Annotated in this window: 15 protein-coding genes; 2 read left to right on the forward strand and 13 right to left on the reverse strand. The window is 41.5% G+C overall.

Going from position 1 to position 17,037, the window contains the following annotated elements:
- The first annotated feature begins 192 nt into the window (after nt 1-192).
- Nucleotides 193-1,044: a hypothetical protein gene (locus ACFQ0C_RS17800; protein ID WP_379368397.1), complete on the forward strand. Its 852-nt coding sequence runs from the start codon at nt 193-195 to the stop codon at nt 1,042-1,044.
- A gap of 324 nt (nt 1,045-1,368) precedes the next feature.
- Nucleotides 1,369-1,728 carry an MmcQ/YjbR family DNA-binding protein gene (locus ACFQ0C_RS17805; RefSeq protein WP_379368398.1) on the forward strand — a complete coding sequence of 120 codons (360 nt, stop codon included), beginning with the start codon at nt 1,369-1,371 and terminating at the stop codon, nt 1,726-1,728.
- Nucleotides 1,729-1,735: 7 nt separating this feature from the next.
- Here ACFQ0C_RS17805 and iolG read toward each other — a convergent pair whose 3' ends face one another.
- The 13 genes from iolG to ACFQ0C_RS17870 all read right to left on the reverse strand — a co-directional run bounded on the left by iolG (nt 1,736) and on the right by ACFQ0C_RS17870 (nt 16,955).
- The gene (gene iolG / locus ACFQ0C_RS17810) at nt 1,736-2,749 is read right to left on the reverse strand and encodes an inositol 2-dehydrogenase (protein WP_379368399.1); all 1,014 of its coding nucleotides are present in this window, start codon (nt 2,747-2,749) and stop codon (nt 1,736-1,738) included.
- A 120-nt stretch (nt 2,750-2,869) separates the two neighbouring features.
- Complete coding sequence (locus tag ACFQ0C_RS17815; protein WP_379368400.1) at nt 2,870-3,514, reverse strand: DUF2238 domain-containing protein; 645 nt, start codon at nt 3,512-3,514, stop codon at nt 2,870-2,872.
- A 177-nt stretch (nt 3,515-3,691) separates the two neighbouring features.
- Nucleotides 3,692-4,411 carry a ThuA domain-containing protein gene (locus ACFQ0C_RS17820; RefSeq protein WP_379368401.1) on the reverse strand — a complete coding sequence of 240 codons (720 nt, stop codon included), beginning with the start codon at nt 4,409-4,411 and terminating at the stop codon, nt 3,692-3,694.
- A 41-nt stretch (nt 4,412-4,452) separates the two neighbouring features.
- Nucleotides 4,453-5,514 carry a Gfo/Idh/MocA family protein gene (locus ACFQ0C_RS17825; protein WP_379368402.1) on the reverse strand — a complete coding sequence of 354 codons (1,062 nt, stop codon included), beginning with the start codon at nt 5,512-5,514 and terminating at the stop codon, nt 4,453-4,455.
- 56 nt (nt 5,515-5,570) lie between these two features.
- A complete protein-coding gene (locus tag ACFQ0C_RS17830; RefSeq protein WP_379368403.1) occupies nt 5,571-6,599 on the reverse strand; it encodes a LacI family DNA-binding transcriptional regulator in 1,029 nt (342 codons plus the stop codon).
- Between the two features lie 6 nt (nt 6,600-6,605).
- Entirely contained in the window at nt 6,606-7,175 is a 570-nt protein-coding gene (locus ACFQ0C_RS17835) for an HAD family hydrolase (protein ID WP_379368404.1), read from the reverse strand.
- Nucleotides 7,165-8,184 carry an ABC transporter ATP-binding protein gene (locus ACFQ0C_RS17840; RefSeq protein ID WP_379368405.1) on the reverse strand — a complete coding sequence of 340 codons (1,020 nt, stop codon included), beginning with the start codon at nt 8,182-8,184 and terminating at the stop codon, nt 7,165-7,167. The genes ACFQ0C_RS17835 and ACFQ0C_RS17840 overlap by 11 nt, the downstream gene beginning before the upstream one ends.
- A complete protein-coding gene (locus tag ACFQ0C_RS17845) occupies nt 8,177-9,229 on the reverse strand; it encodes an ABC transporter ATP-binding protein (protein WP_379368406.1) in 1,053 nt (350 codons plus the stop codon). The genes ACFQ0C_RS17840 and ACFQ0C_RS17845 overlap by 8 nt, the downstream gene beginning before the upstream one ends.
- 35 nt (nt 9,230-9,264) lie before the next feature.
- Complete coding sequence (locus ACFQ0C_RS17850; protein WP_258215719.1) at nt 9,265-10,410, reverse strand: ABC transporter permease; 1,146 nt, start codon at nt 10,408-10,410, stop codon at nt 9,265-9,267.
- A 3-nt stretch (nt 10,411-10,413) separates the two neighbouring features.
- Nucleotides 10,414-11,412 (reverse strand): ABC transporter permease, encoded by a 999-nt coding sequence (locus tag ACFQ0C_RS17855; protein WP_258215718.1) that lies wholly within the window; start codon nt 11,410-11,412, stop codon nt 10,414-10,416.
- A 90-nt stretch (nt 11,413-11,502) separates the two neighbouring features.
- Nucleotides 11,503-13,458: an ABC transporter substrate-binding protein gene (locus ACFQ0C_RS17860; RefSeq protein ID WP_379368407.1), complete on the reverse strand. Its 1,956-nt coding sequence runs from the start codon at nt 13,456-13,458 to the stop codon at nt 11,503-11,505.
- Nucleotides 13,459-13,904: 446 nt separating this feature from the next.
- Entirely contained in the window at nt 13,905-14,132 is a 228-nt protein-coding gene (locus ACFQ0C_RS17865) for a DUF3951 domain-containing protein (RefSeq protein ID WP_379368408.1), read from the reverse strand.
- Nucleotides 14,133-14,351: 219 nt separating this feature from the next.
- Entirely contained in the window at nt 14,352-16,955 is a 2,604-nt protein-coding gene (locus ACFQ0C_RS17870; protein WP_379368409.1) for an S-layer homology domain-containing protein, read from the reverse strand.
- Between the last annotated feature and the right edge of the window lie 82 nt (nt 16,956-17,037).

The following is a 17,037-nucleotide window of genomic DNA, read 5'->3' on the forward strand; positions in this document are numbered from 1 at the left end:
CTATTTAAATGATGTATTTAATAGTATACGTTGAACCCACGTTCACCACAATCGGAACTGAGCTTCTACAAGCGAAGTTACTTCATTTTATTCCGGTTAGGGTACAGTCATACAAGCAATGCACCATCCCTCTACATATCATAAGCCATGCATATCTTCACGGGAAAATTACAAGGATAGGAAGTGAAAGTCGTGGCACAAGGCGTCGTGGACGTATATGTCTCGAAAGATCAGAGCGAAAATTCATTAATGCTGATAGCCAATTGTGGAGGCGGGCTGCCAAACGACCTTCATCTTATTAGAGATGGAGCTAAGGTAACGCTTAAAAGAGGAGATATAGAGAAGAGTATCGTAGTAAATCATGAAATAGGCGCTGAATGTGCTTTTAACTATATAGAAATGGATACTAATACTGCGAAAACTTTCGGGCTTCAAGACGGCAACCGAGTATTGCTAAATTATGATTCGGAATCAAGGAATCTCCAGATTCAGCGATTGACGAAAAGTCGAGCCAACGGGCTTCTCCGGCCTGATCCTCGCAAAACCCGTACTGGAGCTATCATCATCGGGTATTCTCTCTTAAGCTTGTTAGGCATCCCGCATAAACCCGGTACCTCCATAACACTTCGGTTAAATTCGGTCAGCCAAAAAATGAAAGTCCTCATTCCATCCAATGAATTGGATAGCGACCTGCGTTTAGCCCCAAGTACGCTGCGTAAATTCGGACTTGTCCCCGGGAAATTTCTCACGCTGGAATATGACCAAATCTCCAAAACATTATCGGTCTTAAACACTTCAGCAATAGCTTCCAAACAGAGAAAATCCACTAGAATTAAACCCATGAAAGCGATAAAACCGGCAATGATGGAAAAACCAGTAAAAGCATCGGGAGCTCCTATGAAAATGAAGAACGTGGGAAAAAGCATCGCACAAAAAATTTCAAAGAAATCAAACAGCGTAAAAATACCGGGAGCGTTGGCGATACTAGCTAAAAAAAATCGTATGGGCACATTAAAAACATTGACAAAAAACAGAAAACGATAAGTATGAACCCCTTGTCCATTACGAAATATCTCTCAGAGTCAAGATGCACAAGAAAAGACACCGTAAACAGAAAATTCTGTAACGGTGTCTTTATTATTTGGAAGCTCGATATTCCCAAAGCTGCAATGCCGCTCCGATCATCCCGCCCCAATTGCCCTTGTACATATTAGAGTGAGTGACAATGGGGTTGGCATGGATGAGGAACAGCTTCAGCGGCTGAAGGATCGTCTTGCATAGTCAAATCAGCTTATCCAAATAAATGCTGCTTACAGGCTGTCTAAGTTGTAAAATGGTATTAAAAATCTTTTCTGGAGGCACTTAGTCATGGACATCAAAACGTTAACCCGTTACAGTTTGTCAAAAAAAGGATCATTTGAAGAATACCCTTTCGGTCCTGATGTATTAGTAATCAAAGTGGCTTCAAAAATATATGCGCTGCTTACCGTACGAAATAATCAACAAAATATCAGCTTGAAATGTGATCCTTTTATAGCGGAAAGCTTAAGACAGCAGTACCCATCTATTACTCCCGGCTATCACTTAAACAAAAGTCATTGGAATACAATTATTTTGGATGGTTCTGTTTCAGAGGCAGAATTATTCAAAATGATTGATCATTCCTACGAACTGGTTTTTAAAGGATTAAAAAAGTCAGAGAAGGAAGCCATTCTTCAGCAATTGTAGACTAAACTTATCTATAATCTTTGAGCTTGGCTTCAACGCCGGTTTTGAATGATTGTGTGGCCGCTTCAGCGATCTGCTGTGCCGCTTTGCCGTCTTCTGCCGTAACAGACGGCGATTCACCATGCAGGATGCAATCGATAAAATGCTTCATTTCAAGCTGATAAGCATCCTTGAAGCGCTCAGGAAAAGAAGGGATAATATCGTGGGTACTGCCTTTTAGCGTCAATATACGTAAATCATGATGCTGAAGCGAACCAATCTGTATAGTCCCTTCCGTTCCCACAACCTCACTGCGAATATCATACCCGTATAAGGCATTGCGGCTCGCCTCCACATCCCCCGCCGCGCCCGAAGCAAACCGCAAATATGTAAGCGACTGATCCGAATCATGGAGCTCCTCCATGAAGGAATGCACCAGAACAGCACCATGAGCGGTAACAGAGTCCACCTCAGAGTTCATCAGGAACCTGGCAAGGTCATAATCGTGAATAGCCATATCGAGAAAAATCCCGCCGCTACTGCGGATAAACTCGGCTGGAGGAGATGACGGGTCACGTGATAGCGCTTTAAAATATATCGGCCTGCCGATATCCCCTGCAGCAATTCGTTTCTTTGCTGCGGCATAAGCCGGGTCGAAACGGCGCATAAACCCGACCTGGCATTTAACATTATACTTCGCAACGGTGAGAATCACATCATCGGCTTCATCCAAATGCAGGGTCACCGGCTTTTCTACAAAAATCGATTTTCCGCATTGGGCTGCCTTTTTGATCAACTCTGCATGTGTGCCTGTCGGGGTAGCAATCACTACAGCATCAATATCCGTGCTTTCTAACACCTCATTGGGATTACCCGACCACCTCCCAACACCCAGCTCCAGAGCTACTTGCTCCGCCCGCTGCGGATTAGCATCCACAACACATACAAGCTCCGCGCTGTTGATCCGTCCTGCCACGTTTTCTGCATGCCAGTAGCCTAACCTCCCTAAACCAATCACCGCAACACGAACATTACCTTTCATCTTAACATCTCCTCTCTAATAGAATAGACTGCCTAATTACTCATAGAAAGCGCTATCATCCTAATCAGATTATCATAATCCTTAAGGGTTGGATACACATCCTGTTCCTTATTATCACTTCTACCTGGGCCTATGGCTTCGTTCAGCCTTAGCCGCGGCGGCTGTAAACAACATGGTAAGGATCGCCCCATACATCGCTAACTCCATGTCATGCTGAGTGTCCCAGGGGTCTCCCTGCGTTCCAAGAAATAACGTGCCGATCTCGGGCGCAACCAGTAGAGCAACCCACATTTCAATCAGCTCATAAAAAGCTCCACTCGCAAGCACCAGCACAACAGGCAGGGCAAAATCCCATAAACCTCTTGGTCCCATCGTTCTCACAATGAACTCTCTGATAGGATAAGCTAAGAGCAAGCCGTATGAAAAATGAACAACCCTATCGTATCCATCACGTTCGGTATGAAACAGCTCCCGAATCCACGAGTCCAATGGTGTAGTATGATACGAATAGTTAGCGCCAAAAGTATGCAATATAAGGAATACGACAATAAGAAGATAAGACATATTCGTAAAAGCAAACCGCCGATAGGTCCCCACCAATCCTGTAATCGTTGCTAAAATCAATAAATTTTCCAAAAACCAATTAAATCGGCTGTACGGCTCAATAGCCATTAATACCCAAAATAGTAAGTAAATCGCCAACAAAACTTGCAGCATACGGTTGCTTCTAAACGGGCGTGTGAAATCGAATAGATCAGCTATCATTGTTGGTACCCCCTTTTTTAAATCAGTGTACCAACACGCCCCATTTTCCATAAGTACTAAATTTGTATAGAACCAAACACATGTTCTTATTCGCTGATTACATAGCAGAGAAAAGGAAAAACGGAGACGCGAAAAACGCGTAACTCCGTTGGTTTGGGTTCTATCAATATTGATCGTTTATTTACTAATTACTTCAAGGGGCTGATGATGTCCATAAAAAGTTTTTTCTCTTTTTACGGGGGCTGTCCATTTCACAGCATTGGAGATGACACGATGGATATCTTTGTTGTGATATGTAGGATAAGTCTCATGACCCGGCCGGAAATAAAAGATTTTACCTTGACCTCGACGATACGTGCAGCCACTGCGGAATATTTCACCTCCCTCAAACCAGCTAACGAAAATCAATTCATCAGGCACAGGGATGTCAAAATGCTCCCCATACATTTCCTCCTCCGGCAAATCTATGAAGGGTCCGATTCCCTCAACAATCGGGTGAGAGGGGTCAACTACCCAAAGCCGCTCCTTCTCATCCGCCTCTCTCCATAGAAGGTCGCAGGATGTACCCATCAGCTTGCGGAATAATTTCGAATGATGCCCTGAATGCAGCACGATTAAGCCCATTCCTTCATGAACTCTTTTGCAAATACGATCGACAACGTTATCTTGAAACCCCTTATGATCAACATGCCCCCAATAAATGAGTACATCCGTTTCATTCAGCACTTCTTCAGTCAATCCATGCTCAGGCTCGTTAAATGTGGCCGTTCTAAGCACAAGCCCCTTCTGCTCTATCCCGTCGGCAATTGCTCCATGTATTCCTTTTGGATATATTTCGGCTACCTCCGGTTTCCTCTGCTCTTGCAGAAATTCATTCCAAATCGTTACTTTAATCATGTAATCAGCTCCTTTTTAAATTAATAATGGATACCGTTCCGTCAATTGCTCCTTGCCACGCCATCTCTCGATGAATCAATTATCATTTGCATCACTTGTTGATTGCGGTAACCATCCATAAATGTTGGGAATAGAGGGGAATTGGATTGATTTTCTAAAGTGTCCACAAAGTCCTGGAGCATCAGTTTCATATTCCCTGCATCCAGGTGAACGATTTTATCTATCCGCGCCAGATTCTCTCCTTCTCTAACACTCAAATGAACTTCATTTGGTTTTTCAACGGAAATTCTAACGGTTCCCAAATCACCAAACAAAGTTATATTGAACTGATTATCCGTTCCAATTGCATTCTTATGTGTATAAAATGTGCCCATTACACCTCCAGCAAGCACACACTGGAATCCAGCAAAATCATCAACATCTACTTTAACGAGCTGATTAGTTCTTGGATCCACACGATGATCGATAAAGGTACTCATCATGCCACTCACCCTGGTAAACTCTCCTACAAAAAAACGGGCCGCATCCACCATATGAGATCCAATATCAGCTAGAATACCTGTACCCGCGACTTCATTGCTAAATCTCCAAGTATATTCATGGTTAAACATGGGGGCATTTTCCTCTTGTAAATAGTGGGCTGCAATATGCCGTATTTGACCTAGCGCCCCTTGCTCCACAAGCTCTTTAACATATTGAAAGCAGGGTCTGTAGCGATATGAAAAACCAATCATACAAGGAATCGGATTTTTCTCATATAAGGCTAACAACTCATCCGCCTCCTCCATCGTTCGCGTGAAGGGCTTTTCCGAAACTATTGGTTTACTGAATTCAATAGCGCATTTTAATATGTCAGCATGATATTTATTGGAAACACCTGATATTACAAAATCGATATCAGGATCAGCGATAAGCTCCTTGAAATCGCTGTACCTTTTGTCGGAAGCCAAACTTAAACGGTCACCCACTTGTTGAACTGCTTGCGTACTCACATCACAAATGGCGGCAACCCTTGTATTTGCGAGCTTCGACAGATTGTTCATATGATAATCGCCGATTCCTCCAAGCCCAATAATGCCAACTTTCCATATTTTTTTACTCATTTTATCCTCCTTTAAGTGAGATTCGCTATAGTGAAACTTTCTTCGTAAGCATTTGCTCAGGAAATGGATGAACAAGAATCTCTTTCTATTATTTTGCTTTCTACCAATATATTTTCCGGGAAATATCCTGGTAACACATCTAATTTATGCATTAACATTTTGACAGCTTGAACCCCCAGCTCCGAGGGCTGTAAATCCATGCTTGTCAAAGAAGGGTTCGATTGATACATCATGGATAGATCTCCGCATATTACAAATAAAGACACATCTTCTGGCACCCTAAGCTCCAGATCCTTGATAGCATTCATTACGCTAAATGCAGTGCGGTCATCATCTGCGATAATAGCAGTTACTTTTTTCTCAAGCTTGCCTAGTGTTCGTATTGTCTCTTCATATCCGTAATCCATATATTCACTCGAAAGTATAGCAGGCTTATGATGAATCATGTGTTCTTCCAACTCGATATGATAATCTTCCATTGCCTTTATGAAACCTGCTTTTCTATCAATGGATACGGTCATAAGCTCGTTTGCATTTAAAAACATAATGTTCCTATGACCTTTGTCTATTAAATATTTGCATATGGAATAAATAATCATCAAATTATCACTATCCACACTAGATGTATGATTTACATTGGAATTCATTACCCGACCGACTGTGACAAATGGGATTTGTCCATGATGCATAAGGTTGATACGCTCATCATCAGTGGCAGGGCTCATTACAATTGCACCATCAATGGGATAACTTGACAAAAAAGGTGTTTTTACTTTTTGCACAGGAATCATATCAAGCAAAACCCTATATCCATAATAGGAAGCTTCTAATATAACCCCGTTAATAAATTGATTGTGAAATGCGCTGAAAAAGAAGTTCCCATGCGGGATTGTCAACCCGATAGCCATTGTTTTCTTGGTCACTAAGCTGCGCGCAATATGATTAGGCACGTAATTTAATTGTCTGGAAACCTTCATAACTCTGTCTGTTACTTCTTTACTTGTAGGTCTTTTTTGACTAAACACATTTGATACGGTCCCTTTTGAAACTTTCGCCAATCTGGCAACATCATCAATTTTGGCCATTCCTTGTTAAGCTTCCTTTCGGTTCTCCAATTGTTGATTAAGCTTTTCCGCTAAATCAATCAATTCCAGCGGTTCGCTGATCGTATAATCCGGTATCTCGCTATCGTCTGCATGCAGCTTAGGATATCTTGGCGTCCAGCTCAGGAAGACACTTCTAATCCCCATTTGATTGGCTCCCTTTACATCCCGGCTCAAATTGTTGCCAACCATGATAATTCGGGAGCAGTCCTGTTCGCTAAGATCTAAAGCTCCAATTGCTGCTTTGAACATACGGGGACTTGGCTTATAAGCCTTAACCGTCTCCGAGTAGACCATTGTGGTAAAATAATCGTACAAGCCGTTTTGCGTCAAAATATTTTTGAATGATTGCGCATAACCATCCGCTACAATAGCAAGTGTGTAGCCACGCTCGGCCAGTGTCCTAACCATCACATCTGCTCCTGGAATTACATTAGCTTGAATGACGATATCGTGCTCATCCCGTATCTCCGTTCCCTCGTCAATAATCGTATCCCCACAATCCAGAAAAATAATTAGCTTCTTAGGTTCGGTAACATCCACTGTATTAGGATTCATTTTTTACACCCCTCAATTTCAATTCGTCTGCATAGTGGCATGAAACATAATGGTTTTCACTTACTGCGCGAAGCTCTGGCTCCTCCTGGGTACACTTATCAGTCCTGTAAGCGCATCTGGGATGAAAATGACAACCGCTAGGTGGATTCGCCGGATTGGGGACCTCTCCTTCAAGTATAATTCTATCCTTTTTATAATTCGGGTCAGGCTCGGGTACAGCCGACAAGAGCGCTTCCGTATATGGATGCTTAGGGTGAGCAAAAAGTGAATCAACAGGTGCTAATTCCACAATTTTACCCAAGTGCATAACAGCTACCCTATCCGATATGTTCTGGACGATAGATAGATCATGCGAGATGAAAATATACGTGATCTGCAGCTGCTCCTGCAGGTCCTTCAGCAGATTTATAATTTGAGCTTTAATGGAAACATCAAGAGCTGAAACAGCTTCATCGCATACGATTAATCTGGGCTCGGAAATTAGTGCTCTGGCGATAGCTATACGTTGTCGTTGCCCACCGGAAAAAGCGTGGGGATATCGTTTGAGATAGCTGACATTTAATCCTGTTTTTTGTGCGATTTGGGTAACCTTGTCATCAACTTCCGATTTGGTCAGCTTAAAGTTGGCAATCAACGGCTCGGAAATAATATCATACACACTCATTCTAGGACTTAAAGATGAATAAGGATCTTGAAAAATCATTTGAATATCTTTTCTGTATGTTTTGAATTCTTTACCGCGAAGCCCTAGAAAATCAACCTTTTCTCCGCCATCCGTATGATAGATCACTTGTCCTGACGATGCATTCATTCCCCTTACGATACATCTGCCTAAAGTCGTTTTTCCACAGCCAGACTCTCCGACGATGCTCAAGGTTTCACCCTCTAATAGCTCAAAAGATACATTGTCCAGCACACGAATGGAGGAAGGCTTACTAAATAATTTGTTTTTGGATTTCACTTGGAAATCTTTATTTAGATTGTTTACAGCTAATATGGGTTTAGACATATTGATCACCTTCATCCTCTTCCTTATATAGAAAGCATCTAACCATATGATTGTCGGAGATCCGAGTTTTGGGTACGGCTTGCCTATCGCATACACCCTCAATCCTATCGCTGCAGCGATCATAAAAGCCGCACATGGGAGGCATATTTATAGCCATTGGAACTGTACCCTCGATAGATTCCAAACGCTTATTTTTGTCCCCACCTAATCTTGGCATCGATCTGAGCAGCCCTTTCGTATAAGGGTGTTTAGGATTATTGAAAATCTCCTCTACTGTCGATTGCTCCACAATTTTCCCCAAATACATAACAGCCACTTCATCGCACATTTCTGCGATTATGCCAAGATCATGTGTCACTAAGAGAATGGCCATACCGAATTCCTTTTGCAGCCCTTTCATTAATTCCAGCACTTGTGCCTGAATCGTTACATCCAGTGCCGTTGTTGGCTCATCAGCGATCAACAATTCCGGATTGCAGGACAAGGCCATAGAGATCATCGCTCGCTGCCGCATTCCACCGGAAAACTCATGCGGATATTGATCGAATCGCTTCTCTTGATCGGATATGCCAACCTTACTCAGCATTTCAAGCGCAATTTGCTTAGCTTCTTTTTTATTTTTGGTGCGATGGATTAAAATCGATTCCATGATCTGATTTCCGATTGTGTACATGGGTGAAAATGCAGTCATCGGCTCTTGAAAAATCATCGAGATTTTTCTGCCTCGAATAGAACGAATCTGTGGGCCACGCGGATCCAAAGATAGCAAGTTCAATTGATTTAACGTCTTCTCAGAGGTGGAATGATAAACAATTTTGCCTGAGGTTTCACACTCTTTGGGATTGATGCTAATAATAGCTCTGCTGGTTAGGCTCTTGCCACAGCCTGACTCCCCAACAAGACCTAAAGTTTTACCTTTCTTTATTTCGAAGTCCACTCCATCTACGGCGTTCATTTCCCCGTTATCCATTTGAATTCGAATTTTCAGGTCCTGAACGGAAAGAAGGGGCTGTTCAGATTCAATTGGCGATGCTTGAGCTGTCATAATATCCCCTCACCCTACGCTAATATGGAATTCAATTATTTCTTATATGGATCCGCCGCATCACGTAATCCATCGCCTAGAAAGTTAAAAGTTAATACAGTAATGATTACAAAGCCTAATGGGATCAGCTTCCACGGGTATAACGCAATATTCTCAATCTGCTGAGCCTCCTGAAGCAATACTCCCCAGCTGGTAGCCGGTGAACGGATACCAAGTCCAAGAAAGCTCATTGCCGTCTCACCTAGAATCATACTCGGTATGGCTAATGTGGTTGCTACAACCAGATAACTAATAAAACCGGGTAAAAGATGCTTAATAATAATTTTCGTATCGCTTACACCTGCAATTTTGGCTGCTAATACATATTCTTCATTTTTTAAAGAGATAAACTTCCCTCTTGCAACCCTTGCCAGCTCCGTCCACCCAATAAATGCGAATATAATTACGATGTAAATGTACATCGTCACGACAGGTATGCGTGCCGGTATTGCTGCCGATAATGCCATCCATAAAGGAAGTGTAGGAAATGAACGAATAATTTCAATGATCCGCTGAATCACAGAATCTATCCAGCCCCCAAAATACCCTGATACTCCACCGATAATAAGCCCCAAGACAAAACTAATAGCAACTCCTAATAGAGGAATACTTAATGAAATTTGACTGCCCAGAACAATGCGTGATAATAAATCTCTCCCCATCCCATCCGTACCGAATAAAAACAGGCGCCCTGGCTCATCCACCCCAAATAAATGTTTATTGGTTGAAAATAAGCCTAGAAACGTATAGCTTTCACCCTCGACAAAAAAGCGGACAGAATAGCGGATCTTCTCGTCTTGCACAAACACTTTTCGTAGCGTAACCGGGTCTCTCGCTGATTTTAGTTCATTAACAGCAGGTCTAAGCTGAAACTTACCGTCTGCATCTTTAAAGCTCACCTTTGTCGGAGGGGCATTTACATATTTGCTGTCATAGCTCTGTAGACCATAAGGCGCTATAAACTGTGCAAATATGGCGGTAATATAGAACAGCGATAAAATAAATAAGCTGATACGAGCCAATTTATGCTTCTTCAGCCTTACATACATAAGACGCCATTGCGAGCTGTAATAAGCATCATTGGATTTGGCTGGTTTACTAATATTTGTTCTTTGTTTTCCAATTATCGGTATCGTTTTCATAGATCACATTCCTCTGAACTCTGTACGAATTTTTGGATCCAGCCATGCCAGTAAAATATCCGAAATCAATGTCCCGAGAACGGTTAATATAGCCATAAACAATAACCATGTACCAGCCAAGTACATGTCTTGACCTAATAAAGCGTTATACATCACGGGTCCCTGAATCGGTAAATTCAAGACAATCGCCGTAATGGTCGAGCCAGTGAAGATCGATGTTAGTGACCACCCAATTGTACTTACGATAGGATTCATAGCCGCACGTGTTGGATATTTAAGCAATATTTTCGTTTCGGACAAGCCCTTGGATCTTGCCGTTACCACATTCGGCTTATTTAATTCGTCTAACATTTGTCCCCTCATAACCCGAATAAGCTCAGCTGTATTGGCCAGACCGATAACAATCACTGGGATAATCATATGCTTCAATAAGTCAAGGACTTTGTCCAGAGACCAGCCTGCATTCACATATTCACTTGAGAAGAGACCCAACAGAGGATTGCCAAAATACACATAAGAAAGATACATCAATATGATCGCCAATAAAAAATGCGGTGTAGCCATACCAAGAAAGCCAATTGCAGAATACAAATAATCGCCTATTGAATATTGCCTTACCGCACAGTAAATGCCTATAGGAATCGCCACTGCATAAGTAAAAGCCATAGTTACTAAGGAGACGATTATCGTTAACCCCATATATTGCTCAATGACGACCATCACAGGCTTGTTATAGGTGAAGGAATAGCCAAAATCGAAATGAATAATAATATTTTTCATCCAAACCAAATATTGGATATACCAGGGTTGATCTAATTTAAGACTTGCTCTCATTTCATCCATGTCCTGCTGTGTCATGACATCGCCCGCAATAGACATCTTAGCCGCGTAATTAGATACATAATCGCCGGGAGGAAGCTGAATGATGTAAAAGACGATTACGGAAATAAAAATAACGACGGGTATTACCAAGATGATTCTTCTCAAAATATATTGGAGCATCTTGTATCCTATCCTCTCCGGTTAATTCGAAGATGCAGCTTAACCCCATAGAGGGGAATTTAAATTCCCCTCATTATGATTCAAAACTACTTACGGCTTGATAAAAAATTGTGAAGGATGCCCATGTCCAAGGCTGCGGAATTCATCCGCATACACCAAATCCTTAGGCACATTGCCCACCTTGTTTGATGCAATTACAAGACGAGGTGTCGGGCCTGCATAACCAATAATCCACTGATTTTTTTGATGAAGCTTAATAATCTCATTGCTCCATTTATTTATTTCTTCTTTACTTGCAGAAGCTTTTACTTTATTCCAGTAGTCAAGGATCAAGGCTACATCCCCTTCGGGTTTAACCCCTTCTTTGCCATTTGAAGACGAATACAATCCATAATGTCCATACCATGGGGTAATGACTCTTAAAGGAACAAGCGTATCAGGGCGGAAGGCAACATTGACTACAGAAATATTCTCGGTAGTTGCCGGGATTTTATTCGAGTATTTTAACTCTTGGTGGGTACCTTGATCCACAACCTTCAGGTCAACTTTAATACCGACGCCCTCATAGTACTTTTTAATTAATTCCAAGAAAGCTGCGGTGCTGGTGCTGCCTTCAATAATGGTAATGGTTAAATCCGAACCGTCTGCGTTTAAACGGAAATTATTTTTATCGCGTTTGGTCAAACCCAGCTCATCCAAAAGCTGATTCGCACGGTTTTTATCGAATTTACTCCACTGATCTGCCCAGCCTTTTTGATATCCAACCAAGCCTTCAGGTACAGAAGCCTGCTGGGGAGCACCTAATCCGTTCGTCGCAATCTCCGAAATTTCTTTACGGTCTACAGCAACCGACAATGCTTCTCTAAATTTAATATCCTGAAACAGCTTGCGCAGATTAGGATCCGGAATGGTCTGATTGAATTGCAGACCCGCGCTTGACCAGGTTGGAGTAGTCCAAGGGAGTACCCGGAAATTCGCTTTTTTCTCATTTTCCTTCAGTACTGTGAAATCTTTAAAGTCAAAATCCAGCAAGTTATAATCTCCCGCTAATGTGCCAAGAATTCTTTGTGCAGGATCTTGAACCTTGGTAGCTACTATACGATCCATGTAAGGAAGCTGATTTCCTTCAGCATCGACTTTCCAGAAATAAGGATTGCGCTCCATAATAAATTGGTCGCTATTAGGGTCGTTTTTAGCTACCCAAGCTCTTACAGTTGGAATTTGCGGATATACCCAATAGTAATAGCCTGTTGCAACCAAGAAAGATTTCACATCTTCAAAGCCCCATTTTTTAGCAACCTCAAGAGCTTTATCATTACCTATAAACTCAGGCAGAATCGTTTTTTGGAAATGCGCAGGCGCATGGAACCACTTGTTGTCAATGGCGACACGCTCCAAAAACTGCACGCTTGGATATTTATGTACGACCTTAAAGCTATAATCATCAATTTTAGTAACCGTAGCTAAAGCTTTTTCTCCAGTCACAGGATCAATGGAGTAGTAGGCATCATAGATTTTTTTGCCGAAGGTTTCTTTCGTAAGCATATACTCCCAATAAAAAAGAACATCATCGGCTGTGAAAGGCATCCCATCTGACCATTTCATGCCTTTCCTTAAGTAAATGGTGAATTCAGTTGAATCTTTATTAACGTCATAGCCTTTCGCTACATTCGGTTCAATTGTACTTCCATCCTTGTTGAATCGGAAAAGCGCTTCCTCTGTTGGTTGGCCAACAGCCCAACGGTCATTAGGACCTCCCCACGGCATTTTCCAATCACCGCCGAATTTGCCTATCTCCTCTACAACCTTTTCGACCATGATATCTTCCTTAACTGGCATACGTTCAGTCACAGCTTTTAAAGTTCCTGCACTGACAAGCTTTGTTAACATTGGAGCTTCTTTAAAAGCTTCAATTTTTTGTGGAACAACAGGTGTGGGAGTCGGCTTCACTTCTACAGTTGTTTTTGCCGTTGGATCACTTTCACATGCTGACAAGATTATGACTAGGATCAGAATCATCAAACAAAGCAACCCATTTTTTTTCAAACTAATCCCCTCCATATAGATATAACATGCTTCAATTCTTATTCGGAAAATACTTATAAAAATTTACTGTTACCTCACCTCCTAACGCAACGCATTAAACCGGTTTAATAAACTTCAATATTTATTGCTTCTGCCTTTTTTGTTGGCTGAAATCACATTTTATTAAACCGGTTTAATAAAATTGATAAAAGAAAAGTTTACTCTTAATCTTTCTCTAAAGAAAGAACATTTGGTGTAGACTTACAGTGCAACTCATCTTCTTTTAAACCGGTTTAATAAGTAATAAATGGAATTGTAAGCGTTTTATTATTTGTATCGTACATCTTAATAAATTATATTGCAATAGTTTTTTTACAATATTCAAGGAAATATTTGTTAAACATTCATTAATAAGGATGGCTCCAGGTAAAATAAAAAAGCCTAGCACTCCGTGAGGGGCTATAGGCTTATGCTTTCTTAACGTTCTTATCTTTGTCATCGCCATGCTCGTCTTCTTCTTCTTTTTCTTCCTTTTGCTCCTGAAATTGAACATTTGTTTGCCCTGTTATGTAATCAAACGGGTTATATCGACTGTCCGGAATTTTGTTCTTTATAATTGTTTTAGTCATAATATAAATGATCAAAATGAACACCGGAGCAATTAAAGATAATAAGACAATCGAAGTAAAATCCATCTTGATCCTCCTTTAACCTTAGCATTCGAAATTCAACAGGCATTATACAAGCACATGAGCCTGAAGGAAGTCATTTAAAAAGGTACCCTTAGAGAATTTTCCCTGAGGATACCTTTATCTTATACTATCTGGAGCCGAACCAGCAAACTTTGGAAGTTTCCTTGAAGTGTTCTCGGTAAGCTTAGACCCGCGTAAAGAAGCTCATCTCCTCCAGATATTTCATTTCCCGTAAAATTGAATTCTTTGAATAGCTCCATCCTTGTCTATAACGACCAGACGACCGTTGGATTCCATGCTCATTTTGACGATTCGTGTCTTATCCTTTATATGCATAAACAGATCTTCTTTCAATAAAATGTTTCCATTAACATCAATGTGGTATAATGTCTTTCCCGAAATCACATAAAACTTCTCGCCATACGCACAAATTGAATCAATTGCATCAGGGATTGACAACGCCTTTACAGAGGACTTGTATTGGGTTGAATTCAACTCCACTTGAGTTAACTGCTTGCTGCCTACATCAAGGATGGTCAGTTTGTTGGAGTCCCATATAGCAGCAGTCGCTCCGCCTGAGAAGCGGATATGGTTCCCAACCTCTGACGGAGAAGCCAGTACACCCTGCCTATCCCGACCGATGATCCAGAGATTGCCTTGCTTAACATCACTTACCGCCATATGTCCTCTTCCATCGGAAACAACGAAGTCATGCTCGGTCAGCGCCTCTCGATCCTTCATAAAGCCTACAGCCAATATATCAGGTACGATTTGATTAATTATGGCTAATCTTATATCCTTGCTCCAGCTAGAAGTCAATACATAATTATTTCTCTCGTCAAAATAAATTCCATCTGGATTATCTGCGGTTTTCACTAGGGTCGGGGGTTGTTTCTCATCCTCATACACGAATGTCGGGTAAGGACTCAAGTCCTTCCATGCTTTTGTGTCGTAACTCCATATCTTAATCATTTGATCTTCCGTTTTAATCCATATATTTCCATGTTCATCCGTTATGAGTTGTTGAATTCGGCCACTAGTCTTTTCATTGTAAAGTCCATGCTTGATTAATATTTCCGCTTCCGGAACCTTTAGTTTGGGACCAACAGGAATAATGCTTGGGAGCGGTACGTACTTGAAGTCTTCATTCGTTATAAACCTCAATCTGCGAATATTTCTCAGTTCTTCATCATAAAAGATCAAGTTCCCTGAAGAATCGAAAGTAAAAGAAGTGAACTCCTTTATGCTATATAATGACACTGGGTCAAGGGCTACTGGATACATTAGTTTTAATCCGTTATAGACAAACTGATTCCCATCATCAATAAATGGCTCCAGCTTTCCTTCCTGATCTAACGTCGAAATGCTTTTTCCTTGAGAAATATAAAATCTATCCTCTCTAACCGTTGCAAATTTAATATTGTCCGCTTTTACAAAAACTTTGGAAATTATTTGTTTTGTATTCATATCAATTTTCATAAGAACCATAGTGCCTTGGTCCAGAATATAAAGTCCTGAATCTTTCACAAGAGCAGTTAGCGGCTTTCCACTGAAAGCAATATTTATTGTCCAATCCACTTTGGGTCCATTAGAACCAAATCTACCTATGTAGCCTTTCTTGCTGTTACTGAAGATATAATCCCCATCTTGAAGTTGAATGATAAAATCTTGCGCTGCAATCGAACTTCCTTTATCCGCTTGCGCCACCAGCTTGCCAGTTGAACCAGTAAGAGATTGAATGGATACAAAATCAGGAACATTCCAGTTAGCTGCAAGCTGCAAATCCTTTTGATTAGATGATAGCAATAGCTTGACAGGAACCATACCATCCACAAACGGTTTCTGTTCCTTCGTATTAGCATTGACCTTGTCAGTACCAGAAATATTAAATGTGTCCGAAAACTTAAAAGTGCTTATGGCCCCCCCATTTTTGTCCAGACTGCGAACGGTGGGCATCGGAGTCCCTCTGTAATATTCAGTTTGGATAAAATAGATGTTATTCTGAGCATCTAGTTTCAGATCATTAAATTCATGATTGATTCTTGTCCCTTTTGAGTTAGATGACCCACTATCTTTACTATAAGTAACGGCTATATCATCTGCAAGCGTATCAACGATTGCATAGAGAGGCTTTATAGCTCCCTTATGAGTCAAAGTATCTGCTGCAGACTGCGCTTGAGAATCCGTCTTCGACGGAGCATCTGCTGCCGGTAGTGGAGCATCCTGAGGGAAAGCTTTTGCCAGCATTACCGCCGCTTCAGCTCTCGTGAGAGCAGATTTGGCGCGTACTGTGCCATCCTCGAAGCCCGAAAGGATTCCTTTTTCAACGGCGATTTCCAAATCTCGAAAAGCGCTGGGTGCAACTGAATCAACATCCTTAAACCGATCTTTCAATTGCATCTGTTCGCTACTGCTCCACTTCTTGATGCGTACAATAGCTGCTGCTACATCTTCGCGCAATGCGGGTGAGTCTGGAGCAAACAAACCCGGTTCTGACTGCGCTTGATTCTGTACAAATACATTTTTAAGAGCTTCTGCAAAAGGCTTGTACCAGGCAGCTTTATCTACATCACGAAATACAGAGACAGATGATGCACTCGAATCTGTTCCACTTAATTGAGCCGCTTTGTACAGCAGCGAAGCAAATTCAGCTCTTGTTAAGGTCCGTGAAGGCTGAAAGGTTCCATCCTGATAGCCTTCGATAATTTGTTTGGCAGCCATTTTTTGAACGGCTTCATAGCTCCAATGCGATTCCGTAAGATCCGGAAACGATCTTTTTTCTACAGCGGCTGTTTCTGCACTAGCTGTTCCACACCATGCTACCAAAAGCAATCCACTTACTAAAACAGTCCTCAACCGACTTGATTTGCTCAACGACCCCACCGACCCATAAATGTATTTTTATGCA

The sequence above is a fragment of the Paenibacillus sp. GCM10027630 genome, assembly GCF_042676305.1.
In the GTDB taxonomy this organism is placed as follows: domain Bacteria; phylum Bacillota; class Bacilli; order Paenibacillales; family NBRC-103111; genus Paenibacillus_S.

Excerpts from the sequence above, each read along its gene's own strand:
- ACFQ0C_RS17805 (WP_379368398.1), top strand. The coding sequence starts at position 1,369 with ATGGACATCAAAACGTTAACCCGTTACAGTTTGTCAAAAAAAGGATCA.
- iolG (WP_379368399.1), bottom strand. The coding sequence starts at position 2,749 with ATGAAAGGTAATGTTCGTGTTGCGGTGATTGGTTTAGGGAGGTTAGGC.
- ACFQ0C_RS17815 (WP_379368400.1), bottom strand. The coding sequence starts at position 3,514 with ATGATAGCTGATCTATTCGATTTCACACGCCCGTTTAGAAGCAACCGT.
- ACFQ0C_RS17820 (WP_379368401.1), bottom strand. The coding sequence starts at position 4,411 with ATGATTAAAGTAACGATTTGGAATGAATTTCTGCAAGAGCAGAGGAAA.
- ACFQ0C_RS17825 (WP_379368402.1), bottom strand. The coding sequence starts at position 5,514 with ATGAGTAAAAAAATATGGAAAGTTGGCATTATTGGGCTTGGAGGAATC.
- ACFQ0C_RS17830 (WP_379368403.1), bottom strand. The coding sequence starts at position 6,599 with ATGGCCAAAATTGATGATGTTGCCAGATTGGCGAAAGTTTCAAAAGGG.
- ACFQ0C_RS17835 (WP_379368404.1), bottom strand. The coding sequence starts at position 7,175 with ATGAATCCTAATACAGTGGATGTTACCGAACCTAAGAAGCTAATTATT.
- ACFQ0C_RS17840 (WP_379368405.1), bottom strand. The coding sequence starts at position 8,184 with ATGTCTAAACCCATATTAGCTGTAAACAATCTAAATAAAGATTTCCAA.
- ACFQ0C_RS17845 (WP_379368406.1), bottom strand. The coding sequence starts at position 9,229 with ATGACAGCTCAAGCATCGCCAATTGAATCTGAACAGCCCCTTCTTTCC.
- ACFQ0C_RS17850 (WP_258215719.1), bottom strand. The coding sequence starts at position 10,410 with ATGAAAACGATACCGATAATTGGAAAACAAAGAACAAATATTAGTAAA.
- ACFQ0C_RS17855 (WP_258215718.1), bottom strand. The coding sequence starts at position 11,412 with ATGCTCCAATATATTTTGAGAAGAATCATCTTGGTAATACCCGTCGTT.
- ACFQ0C_RS17865 (WP_379368408.1), bottom strand. The coding sequence starts at position 14,132 with ATGGATTTTACTTCGATTGTCTTATTATCTTTAATTGCTCCGGTGTTC.